This window comes from Moorena sp. SIO3B2, from assembly GCF_010692525.1.
Lineage (GTDB): Bacteria > Cyanobacteriota > Cyanobacteriia > Cyanobacteriales > Coleofasciculaceae > Moorena > Moorena producens.
In genome coordinates, this window is sequence record NZ_JAAHHE010000203.1 from 1 (window position 1) to 11,677 (window position 11,677).

An 11,677-nucleotide genomic window follows, 5' to 3' on the forward strand; every position below is an offset into this window, starting at 1 on the left:
CCTATCACTCTCGGGAGAGGCGATATCTATCCATGATTGTGGCCTCACTCCGCCGTCTCAATGAACTTGGTCCTGCTCTCAATCCCAATAGTTCTCCCTGGTACAACCATTATCTGTTCCAATCCCTCAAGCCATTTACTGACCCTGACATTGATCAATTAATGGCTGGTATGCCAATTACCCCAACCTTACGGGAGCTGATCCAAGACATTGCTGGTGGACATCCGGCTCTGCTCCAGATTGCTGGTTTTTTGCTTTATCGAGAGCTAAAAACTGGCAAGGTCCCTGATGCCCAAGCCTTTGCTCGGGACTTTGAAGGTAAGACACGACAAATATTTGAAACGATTTGGAAACGGTGCAGCGAAGTTGAGCAAACCTTATTGATGTTGATGGCCTTGTTCAAGTTAGAAGGTCGTCTCCATCATAAGAAGCACTTTGACTTGAGGGGCATTGACGTAATCTTTAGTCAACACCAGCGAGAGTTAACTAACCTGGCCGAACAAGGGGTGATTATCACAAATCAGAGCAGCAATCAAGACTCAAAGAAACCAGACTACGTATTTACCTCATCAATTATGGAGGGGTGGGTGATTCAGGAACTTTGGCAGACTGATAATCCGATAGTAGGAGATAGGGAAAGATTTCTCAATTTGATCAGTCATACTCAACTTCAGAAAGTCACGAAGACTATTAACTGGCTATCGGCCAATCAAAAGACAGTCAAAACTGCTTTGGCATGGGGGAGGATAGTGTTAGCTGCATTTTCCTAACTTCAGCATTCAGCTAATGCGCTACTTCAGATGCTACTTGAGGTGCTATCAGCTATCAGCTTATTGGTTAGGTCACAGTCTCAAAGCCTGTGCCACCTTGAGGTGCTTTTGAATAAAATAAGCTGACCACTGACCACTGAATGCTTACTGGTCTTGAAAGTTTTATGCATAACTGTTGCTGCTTATTCCGATAAGTTTATAGATACTTATAAATCAGCTATTAGCACTCAACATTAAACAGTTGGTGCCTTAGCTTAATACTTACTTACTGACTTCAAATGGCAGCAAACCTTGACTGGTTTGGATAAAAATTAAACAAATCATCAATCGTCGGCTAATGGTTAATAATTCTTATAATCATCCTAATCCTTATGAAATCGGGAAGATAATTGATGATCCAGACAAGTTTTTTGGACGAGAGAGTCTGTTTCAGTTTATCGAAGACAACCTCAGGCAGAGGGTAAAGGTAATTTTACTCCATGGTCAACGACGAATTGGCAAATCATCAATATTGGCACAGATTCCCAACAAAGTTGCTACGGATCAGTTTTACTTTGTTAATTTCGATTTGCAAGGCTACATTCACAAACCCTTCAGTCATATTATCTATAACTTGGCTCAAGAGATTTGTGATCACTTAGTGGATGACTTTGATCTAGGACAAGATTATCTTACTCCGCCCTCAAAACAAGAGTTAAACAATGATATAACTATTTTTTTTGATAATTTTTTGCCGAAAGTTTTTTGGTTATTAAAGAGTAAAAATTTGGTATTTTTGCTGGATGAATTTGATGTTTTAACTAACCAAAAGCCTCGATCAGAAGAGCGTAATTTTTTTTCCTATTTAGCTAACTTGATTAAACGGCACCATCAATTATTTATGATTGCGGTAGTGGGACGGAATCTCGTTGACGTGCCTATTATAGTCCGGGTGTTTGGAAGTCCACCTTACCACGAAATTGGTTTTCTGAATAAGCTGAGTGCTCAACGGCTAATTACTAAACCAGCTAAGGATGTGGTAACCTATGAACCCCATGCCGTTACAAAAATTTACAATTTATCAGCAGGGCATCCCTATTTTACCCAAGTCCTATGCTTTACTTTATTCTTAAGGGCTAGGGAAAACCAGTGGAAGATTTATAGCCGAGATGTGGAGCTTATAGTTAAGCAGGCTATTGAGAAAGCTGAAGCGGGATTGGCGGGGTTGTGGGAAAGTTTACCGATCCCAGAGCGAGTGGTATTCTTAGCGGTGGCAGAAGCTCAACAAAGAGCTATCTCCCAACACCAGCTGTTGCCAGAACACCCATTATCTTTCCTAGAGGGCTATGGTGTGATTCAGACTAATCCCCTGTATCAAGCCACCAAACGACTTAAAGACTACGGTTTCGTCGATGATACAGAACGTAGAGTAAAGGTGCCATTAGTCCGCCACTGGTTACTTCAGCATCACTCACTACGGCAAGAGATACTAAAACTGGAGACACTAGACCAAGACCAAAGTGATCCGATCTATAAACTAGCCAATGTACGGTATCAACAGGGGCAAATTCAGACAGCACTAGTGCTCTATCAAGAGGTTTTGCAAGTTAATCCCAATCATTTTAGCGCTCTGTTGGCCCTAGCTGAGGTGTATTTCCAGGCCAACAATTTCAGGAAAGCTGTAGAACTCTATAGAAGAGTTTATCCAGTTAAGCCAGTACAAAGCAAAGAAGGGTTTTTGCGATCGCTACTAAACTATGGAGATCAGTTGATCGAGCAACAAGCATTCACAAAAGCCAAGAAGCCTTTTCAGCAAATGTTGCACATTGACCCTGAGGATCAATTAGCACAGCAGAAACTAGAACATATTGAAGCTAAAATCGCAGCTATTAGTAAGACACCTATCAATCCGGTTCATAGCACCCCCAATCCTACTAGGTTAGGCATCGGCAAACTAGCAGCAGGTGTAGCAATCATTTCCCTGGTTGGTGTGGGATTTTATAACCTATCAACTCCCTGTGCAACCGGTGAACAGAAAGTCTTCGGGATTACATGTGTCGCCACTAATAGTAGTAAGACTAATACTAGTCAGAGTATTAGTCGCGGTGAGCGCAGCTTATTTCCTAGAATTGACAACAACCAAAATATTGACCGTGCTACTGAAGCATTCCAAAACGCCAACTATTCCGAAGCAGCTAAGTTTTTTAAGGAAGCTTGGCAGGCTAATCGAAATGATCCAGAATTACTGATTTACTACAACAATGCCCGAGCCCACCAACAGAGGCAACATCCATTCACTATCGCTGTGGTAGTGCCCATAGACCAAGACAACGACGGGGCAAAAGAAACATTGCGAGGGGTAGCCCAAGCTCAAGATCAGTTCAATGATTCATACGGATTAAATGGTCGATTTCTGGAAATTGCGATCGCTAATGATGGCAACGATCAAGCCAAAGCCAAAGAAATAGCTCAGGCTTTGGTGAAGGAAAAATCTATCGTGGGCGTAATTGGACATGAATCTAGTAAGGCCAGCGAGGCCGCACTCCCTGTATATGACCAAGCTGGCTTAGCGATGATTTCCTCCACCAGCACCAGTACTGATTTAAGCAGTCAAGACATCAATAACAACGTGTTCTTTAGGACAGCTCCTTCTAATCAAGAATTTGCGAAAAAACTGGCTAAACATGTCAAAACTCAAGCTGGCTTAGACAAGGTGGTAATTTTTTATGATGCTGACAGTGTCTATAGCAAAGGTTTCAAACAAGATTTTCAAACCCACTTTGAACAACTAGGGGGTAAGGTGGTTCGGGATATTAAATTAAACGATCCAGACCTGAATATAACTGAAGAACTCACAAGGAATCTTTCTCAAGATCAAGTCAAGGCCGCCATGTTATTCCCGAGCACACATTACATTGATACAGCTGTTGACATTGCTAAAGCCAACGCTCACCTGAACCCTAACCCCAACAACCGAGATCAGCAAGGGCTGAAGTTGTTCGGTGGGGATACGTTATATACTAAGACAATCTTGGAAGAGGCTGGGCAAGAGGTTGAAGGTTTAACTATGGTAGTACCCTGGTTTAGGGAAGTACCACAGGCAATAACCTTTTCTACAGCAGCTAACAAACGATGGGGAGGACATGTTAACTGGGTGACTGCCACTAGCTTTGATGCTACTCAAGCTTTTATTAAAGCTTTGTTCAAGGAAGCCGACCGAAAGCTAGTTCTCCAAAGACTCCAAAATGTTAATCTTGTACCGAGTGATACCTCAGGGTTTAGTTTGGAGTTTACTCCGAAAGGGGAGCGTAATGATAGTAAACCTGTCCTGGTGGAAGTGATTAAGGGTAAATTGAAATTTGTGTCAGAGCAAGACCAAGAGGGGATTGAAAAGTCACCGTAATCATCAAGCCTGGGGCAATACCACCTAATTCCCCTTTAGCAATACTGACTAAAAATACTTACTAAAATTTTAGAATTCTAACCTCGGTAGGAAATATAAGGATCTTAAACATCATCCTAGGGAGTTGTCTATAAAACCTAAATAATTGGATAAAATAGAGTATGGAGTAAATAAAAATAACCTAACTAAAGCAGTAAACGTTATATCTCTATCTCTATCGGAGATGACAAAAAATGATTTCAATAGTTCCTAGAAATCCCTATATTATTGGTCGTCCAATTGATGAGAATGACCCGGAATTATTTTGGGGAAGGCGAAGCTTATTCCGGTTTATTGAGGATAACCTCAAAAATAAAACCAAGGTTATGATAGTGTACGGTCAACGGCGGATTGGTAAGTCGTCCCTACTCCGTCATATTCCTACATCGGTTGACTTAGATAGCTTTGCCTTTGTTCCTTTTGATCTGGAATCCTACAGTCACAAATCTCTTGGTGAGCTCTTAGAGGAACTGGCGATAGAAATCCTGGATAGCTTGGAACTAGACTCCCCTGAAATCCCCTTGCCTGACCGTACCGCCCTAGACACCGACCCCTTGATATTTGCTAACCAGTTTTTGCCCCAATTATATCAAAGCTTGGGCAACCAAAATATAGCGTTATTGCTAGATGAATTCGAGACATTAAATAGCCCAGATTATAACCAATATAATCACCTATTATACGAGCATTTATTTCCTTACTTAAAATCCCTAGTTGCTCGACAGGATAATCTATACCTGATTCTCTGTGTGGAACAGGAATCGAAAGATTTACCGAATTTACTCCGGATATTCAAAGATGCCCCAACCCAAGAAATTGGCTTACTTGATCAACAAACTACCCAGGAGCTAATTACCAAACCAGCAGCAGGACTACTCACCTACGAACCTGCTGCTATCCAAGCCATTTACCAGTTATCTAGCGGGCATCCCTATTTTACCCAAGTCCTATGCTTTGCTATTTTTAGCAGAGCTAGGGAGTTAGAGCAGTGGCAAATCACCCCAGAAGATGTGGAAAACAGTGTAGACCAAGCCCTAGAAAATGCTAGTGCTGGATTGCTAGGGATTAGAGCCGGATTATCTATCCCAGAACGAGTAGTATTCTCTGCGTTTGCCGAGGCGGATAATCTCGTTAAAAATAGTTCTAAAAATAGTTCAGACCAGCCATTACAGCCGTTTTCAGATGAATTGACCTCACTACCAACTGCAAGCCCCCTAAATCCCCCAATTCTGGGGGACTTTAACTCAAGAACCCCCCAAAGTTGGGGGGCTAGGGGGGCAAAACTTGCTGTAAGTCTACTCGAAAACTACGGCGTTATTCCAACAACATCCTTAATAAAAGCACCAGACCAACTAGCGGAACGGGGTTTCTTAGATAAAAATAAATCTAAAGTAACCATTGAATTTATCCGGCGCTGGTTGATTAAACGTTACCCACTCCAGCAAGAAATCCTAGAACTAGAAAAAATAGACCAAGAGCAAACTAATCCCATCTATCAACAAGCCACTACCCAGGATCAACAGGGGGAAATTACCAAAGCTCTAGAGCTATATGAACAGGTTTTGGAACTAAACCCTAATCATTTTAGTGCTGTATTTTCCCTAGCTCAAGGATATCTAGAGTTGGGAGAGTTTGAGAAAGCAGTTACCTATTACCAAAGAGCCTATAAAATTGACCAAATCCGTAACAAAGATGGCTTGGTGCGCTCCCTCTTAAATTATGGCAATCAGTTGATAGAGCAACAATCCTTCACAAGAGCAAGAGAGCAGTTTAACCAAGTATTGGAAATTGCTCCAGATAATATATCAGCACAGGAAAAAATCCTGGAAATTCAAAATTATCCAGAGAACTCTGATCGATTAATTCACAATAATTTGTCCTCTGGAATGGTTAGTGATTCTGGGATTATTGCTGAGTTTAGATATGAAATTAATCATCAGAATCTTAGTCAAGGAAATTGGTTAGGTAAACTAGCATTAGGAGTAGCAATCATTTCCCTGGTTGGTGTGGGATTTTATAAGGTATCAACGCCCTGTCCAGCTGGTCAACATAAAGTCTTCGGGATTAGATGCATTGCTACTACTATTAGTCGGGGTGACCACAGCTTATTTCCTAGAATTGACAACAAGGAAAAAATTGACCGTGCTACTGCAGCATTCCAAAACCAAAACTATAAGGCAGCAGCTAACTTGTTTAACCAAGCTTGGCAGGCTAATCCCAATGATCCAGAATTGCTGATTTACTACAACAATGCCCGAGCCCGTCAACAGGGCTTGGAACCATTCACGATCGCTGTGGTAGTGCCCATTGACCAGTCAAAAGACAGGGCACAAGAAATATTGCGGGGAGTAGCCCAAGCCCAACACCAGTTCAATAATTCAGGGGGATTAAATGGTCGATTTCTGGAAATTGCGATCGCTAACGATGGCAACGATCCAGCCACAGCGAAAGAAATAGCTCAAGCTTTAGTTAAAGAAAAATCTATCCTGGGGGTAATTGGACATAACTCTAGTAATGCCAGTAAGGCCGCACTCCCGGTATACGACCAAGCTGGCTTAGCCATGATTGCCTCCACCAGCACCAGTAGTTATGTAAATGGAAAGGTGTTATTTAGGACAGCTCCTTCTAATCTAGCAGTTGGTAAAGCACTGGCTCAACATCTCAAAACTACACTGGGCTTAGACAAAGTCGTAATTTTTTATGATGCTGACAGTGTCTATAGCAATAGTCTCAAAGACTTTTTTAAAAGAGACTTTGAACAACTAGGGGGTAAGGTGGTTCGGAAGATTGAATTAAACAAATCCGACTTTAATATAACAGAAGAAGTCGAAATAAGTCTCTATCAAGATCAAGTCAAGGCCGCCATGTTATTCCCCAGCGTGGAATACATTGATACAGCTGTTAATATTGCTAAAGCCAACGCTAACCTAAACCCTAACCCCAACAACCGAGATCAGCAAGGGCTGAGGTTGTTCGGTGGGGATACGTTATATAGTAGTAAAACCTGGCAAGAGCGTGAACAAGGGGTTGAAGGGTTGACTATCGCAGTCCCCTGGTTTAGGGAATCACCACAGGCAAAAAACTTTTCTACAGCAGCTAGGGAACTATGGCGAGGAGATGTTAACTGGCGCACTGCCACAAGCTTCGATGCTACTCAAGCCTTGATTCAGGCTTTGTTCCAGGACGCCTCTCGCGAGAAAGTTCTCGACAGACTCCGCAAGGTTAATCTTGTAGCGAGTGATACCTCAGGGTTACCTTTGCAGTTTACTGACCAAGGGGAGCGTCAGAGTGAACCTGTCCTGGTGGAAGTGGTTGATGGTGAATTTAAATTGAAATGAGTTAATAGTAAGCATATGCGCTACGCGCACGCTACGCGAACAGCCGTCAGTTGTCAGCCGTCAGCATTTTTCAATTGGGTGAGGTACAAATTATTGGGTGAATGGGAGCTTCTGAGCATATATCAGGTAAGAAGGAAGAGGGAAGAGGTAAAACATCCCGTGTACCTGATAGCTGAAAGCTGAAAGCTGATAGCTGATAGCTGATAGCTGATAGCTGATAGGGTAATTACCATCCATTGGCTACCACGGGCGAAATATGTCAAAATATTAAGCGTGTGGATTACATCATCTCTAACTACCGCATTAACACCAACCGCTGTTGCCCTTGGAAACTTTGACGGCGTCCATTTGGGGCATCAGCAAGTTATTGCTCCCATTTTGCCAACGGCAGTAACTGCTCAAGCTCAAGCCCTGACATCATCCAATCTTGAGCAATTTAGTAACCCGGAAACCAGTGGCCCAAATCTAGACCCAAATCTAGAACTAATCTATCCCACAGTAGCCACCTTCAATCCCCACCCCCGAGAATTCTTTTCTGGTCAAGCCTGGAAGCTGCTGACACCACCAACAGAAAAAGCACAACAGTTGAGTGCCTTGGGTGTGCAACAGTTAGCCCTATTACCCTTTAACCGGGAGCTAGCTTCCCTGAGTCCCCAGGAATTCGTGGAAAAGATTTTAGTCGAGCAACTCCAGGCACAGCAAGTCAGTGTGGGAGAGGATTTTTGCTTTGGCCATAAGCGAGCTGGCACCGCAACGGATTTGGATGCGATCGCCTCCGCCTACGGTATTACCGTCCATATCGTATCCTTGTACAAACGTCAAGACCAACGGATCAGTAGTTCCAGCATTCGCCAATCCTTAGCCCAAGGGGATATCGACAAAGCCAACCGATTTCTAGGACGGCCATACACCCTAATCGGAATAGTAGAGAAAGGTCAACAACTCGGTAGAACCATTGGATTTCCCACCGCTAACCTCCACTTACCCCCAGACAAATTTTTGCCTAAGCTAGGGGTTTACTGCGTCGAAGTCTCCCATGGCCCTGAATCCTCTAACCTAGACACCAATTTATCCTCCCATCCTGGTGTCATGAATATTGGTATGCGCCCCACGGTCAAGGGCACCAGTTTAACCGTCGAAGTTCATCTATTCGATTGGTCCGGAGACTTATATGGCAAAACCCTAACCGTAAGCCTCAAGCAATTTATCCGCTCCGAACAAAAATTTTCCTCCCTAGACCAGCTCAAAGCCCAAATTCAGAAAGACTGTGAAACCGCTAGGGATTTTTTTGGTTAAGGGAATCGGGAATCGGGAATCGGGAATCGGGAATCGGGAATCGGGAATCGGGAGCAGGGATCTTGGTGGAACAGGCATCTTGCCTGTGAAAGTTTTCCGGCAGGCAGGATGCCTACCCCACTCCTATTCATTCAGTCCCTCAGCAATGCTGAAAATTTGGTATTGGTGATGCGATCGCGCTTTCGTGATGCGATCGCTTCTGTATGGGTGATGCGATCGCTTCTGTATGGGTGATGCGATCGCTTCTGTATTAGTGATGCGATCGCTTTTGTATTAGTGATGCGATCGCTAATCCTTTATGCGATCGCTAATCCCACAGCTAAACCCCAAGACCAAATCAGTATCAGAAACCCTATCAAAATATTTCCCATTTCCCCCCACACCCCCGATTCCCGATTCCCGATTCCCGATTCCCGATTCCCGATTCCCGACTCCCGATTCCCCACTCCCTAAAGGAATTTGTTACAAAACTTTTCAAAATATGCTATAATTAAATATTTTTTGTGCTATACTCAAAATGGAGATACAAAAGTAAGAGCCAGCCCGAAGATGTACACGCCCAAGGCTGGCTCTGGCTCCCCTTTAAAGGAGATACCTAAATTATGTCCTATAGTCCCAGCTTACAACCGTGGGTCATGATTCGCCTATTGCGAGGCAGGCCACCATTAGTTTTCGCTCGGTTCTGCAGCCCTTCTGATGCCAGGAGCTATTCGCAAGCCATGAAACATCTCATGCCTGATGCTAAGTTTTTAATTTTTCTTGATAAAAGTCTACCCATGGATGAAGAAGAATAGGGATCTTGCTCTTGTTCCCCCCTTATTAAGGGGGGTTAGGGGGGATCACCCACCTGATCAGGGTAGGTTTTTTACATTTGAATCGGGAATCGGGAGTCGGGGTAAGAAACTTGACTGTACCTCCTGTACCTCATAAGTATGATAAGCCCTATCAAAATCTTTCCCATTTTCCGAAAACCCTTGCTAGCTTATAGGAGATAGGGGGATGTTTGCCCTGTTCCCTGTTCCCTGCTCCCTGCTCCCTCCAATAATTTATCCCTCACCCAATTGAACACTGCTCTATGAGACAAAGAATTCAACAGCTCCAGGAAAATCTCGGTCGTGTGATTGTTGGTAAAGCAGATGCCATTCGTCTAGTGATCGTGGCCCTATTGGCTGGGGGTCATGCCTTGCTGGAAGATGTCCCTGGTGTGGGCAAGACACTACTAGCGAAATCCCTAGCCCGTTCCATAGATGGGAAATTTCAACGTATTCAATGTACCCCTGACCTATTACCTACGGATATCACAGGAACCAATATCTGGAATCAGCGCAGTGGTGAATTTGAATTTCTGCCAGGTCCAGTATTTACCCATGTCTTGCTAACCGATGAAATTAATCGAGCCACACCCCGGACCCAGTCAGCCTTATTGGAAGTAATGGAAGAGCAGCAGGTAACCGTAGATGGGCGATCGCGTCCCGTACCTCAGCCCTTTTTCGTGATTGCCACCCAAAACCCAGTGGAATATCAAGGTACCTTCCCCTTGCCAGAAGCCCAAATGGATCGATTCCTATTATCTTTATCCCTAGGTTATCCCACAGAACAAGAAGAACTCCAGATGTTGCAACGCCATCTAGAAGGAATGATGGTTTCCGAGCTCACCCCCTGTATCACCACCGATGAAGTATTAGAATTACGGCATCTTTGTCAGCAGGTCAAAGTAGAACGGTCACTACAAGAGTATATGCTCAATTTAGTCAGAGCATCCCGTTCCGCCGAAGATGTCACCTTAGGAGTCAGTCCTCGCGGTACCATTGCTTTACAACGGGCAACCCAGGCACTAGCCTTTGTGGAAGGTCGAGATTATGCCATCCCAGATGATATCAAGTTCCTGGCACCTTATGTACTGTCCCATCGTCTCATTACCTCGGGGGGGCGTCGTGCTCAGCCCATTGTTGAGCAATTGTTGCGCTCTGTACCAATCCCTTAAAGAGTGTTGTGTGTGAGGTATGTCCAAATTTTTGAACTCAAGAAGCCCAAGGCGAAACCGTAGACGTTCACCTTGGGTTCTGTTATTATTGCTAATTTTTTGGAGTATTAGCATAGGATGGGGACTGGAGCGAGCCGTAGGATATACGATTGAGCCAGAAACAGTTACCTCCACCCCCACCGAAGTAATCGCATCCATGGACCCAGTGTCCAAACGCTACAAATTAGGCAAAGACCTTTACCTAGAAAACTGTTCCGCTTGTCACATTGCTTTGCCACCAGAAGTATTGCCTACCGAAACCTGGCGTCGGTTATTGTTAGAGCCACAGGAACATTATGGTACGCAACTCCGAAGACTGCTTGGTCCAAGTTTATTGCTGACCTGGCAATACTTGCGAGACTTCTCCCGTCCCCATAACAAAGACGAAGAAGTCCCTTATCGTATGACCCAATCCCGTTATTTCAATGCCCTGCATCCCCGAGTCAAAATCCCTCGACCCTTTGGGGTTAAAACCTGTGTTACTTGTCATCCCGGTGTCGCAAACTACGATTACCGCACCCTGACCCCAGAATGGCAGGATGCCCCCTAATCCGGTGATGGGGAAATGGGGAAATGGGGAGATAGGGAGATAGGGAGTCTGGGAGTCTGGGAAATTAGGGAAGTATAGCGCTTTCTAGTCTAATCAGATACACAAGATTTTTTCACTCTTGGCTCTTGGCTCTTGGCTCTTCTGTGTTCCCGATTCCCGATTCCCGATTCCCGATTCCCGATTCCCGATTCCCGATTCCCGATTCCCGATTCCCGATTCCCGATTCCCGATTCCCGATTCCCGATTCCCGATTCCCGATTCCCGATTCCCGATTCCCGA

9 protein-coding genes and 1 pseudogene are annotated in these 11,677 nt (G+C 44.2%); 9 read left to right on the top strand and 1 reads right to left on the bottom strand.

Features of this window, described 5'->3' with window-relative positions:
• The 4 genes and pseudogenes from F6K38_RS27580 to F6K38_RS27595 all read left to right on the top strand — a co-directional run.
• Window positions 1–770 (top strand): annotated as a pseudogene (locus F6K38_RS27580) (ATP-binding protein); the annotation flags it as partial.
• A gap of 337 nt (window positions 771–1,107) precedes the next feature.
• Window positions 1,108–4,152: an ABC transporter substrate-binding protein gene (locus F6K38_RS27585; RefSeq protein WP_287358257.1), complete on the top strand. Its 3,045-nt coding sequence runs from the start codon at window positions 1,108–1,110 to the stop codon at window positions 4,150–4,152.
• 233 nt (window positions 4,153–4,385) lie between these two features.
• A complete protein-coding gene (locus F6K38_RS27590) occupies window positions 4,386–7,529 on the top strand; it encodes an ABC transporter substrate-binding protein (RefSeq protein WP_287358259.1) in 3,144 nt (1,047 codons plus the stop codon).
• A 273-nt stretch (window positions 7,530–7,802) separates the two neighbouring features.
• A complete protein-coding gene (locus F6K38_RS27595) occupies window positions 7,803–8,825 on the top strand; it encodes a bifunctional riboflavin kinase/FAD synthetase (protein ID WP_287358260.1) in 1,023 nt (340 codons plus the stop codon).
• Here the strand turns inward: F6K38_RS27595 and F6K38_RS27600 are convergent.
• Window positions 8,822–8,956 carry a hypothetical protein gene (locus tag F6K38_RS27600; protein ID WP_287358262.1) on the bottom strand — a complete coding sequence of 45 codons (135 nt, stop codon included), beginning with the start codon at window positions 8,954–8,956 and terminating at the stop codon, window positions 8,822–8,824. The two genes, F6K38_RS27595 and F6K38_RS27600, sit on opposite strands and share 4 nt — an antisense overlap.
• On the opposite strand from F6K38_RS27600, the gene F6K38_RS27605 reads away from it, so the two are divergent.
• From F6K38_RS27605 to F6K38_RS27625, 5 genes are all read left to right on the top strand, one after another.
• Window positions 8,934–9,059, top strand: a complete 126-nt coding sequence (locus F6K38_RS27605) for a hypothetical protein (RefSeq protein WP_287358263.1) — start codon at window positions 8,934–8,936, stop codon at window positions 9,057–9,059. The genes F6K38_RS27600 and F6K38_RS27605 overlap by 23 nt on opposite strands.
• Window positions 9,060–9,104: 45 nt before the next feature.
• Window positions 9,105–9,278 (top strand): hypothetical protein, encoded by a 174-nt coding sequence (locus F6K38_RS27610; protein ID WP_287358265.1) that lies wholly within the window; start codon window positions 9,105–9,107, stop codon window positions 9,276–9,278.
• Window positions 9,279–9,427: 149 nt separating this feature from the next.
• A complete protein-coding gene (locus tag F6K38_RS27615; protein ID WP_008191666.1) occupies window positions 9,428–9,619 on the top strand; it encodes a hypothetical protein in 192 nt (63 codons plus the stop codon).
• Between the two features lie 281 nt (window positions 9,620–9,900).
• The gene (locus F6K38_RS27620) at window positions 9,901–10,809 is read left to right on the top strand and encodes an AAA family ATPase (RefSeq protein ID WP_008191660.1); all 909 of its coding nucleotides are present in this window, start codon (window positions 9,901–9,903) and stop codon (window positions 10,807–10,809) included.
• Between the two features lie 88 nt (window positions 10,810–10,897).
• On the top strand, window positions 10,898–11,398 hold the full coding sequence (locus tag F6K38_RS27625; protein ID WP_229414779.1) for a diheme cytochrome c: 501 nt from the start codon (window positions 10,898–10,900) through the stop codon (window positions 11,396–11,398).
• Window positions 11,399–11,677: the final 279 nt, after the last annotated feature.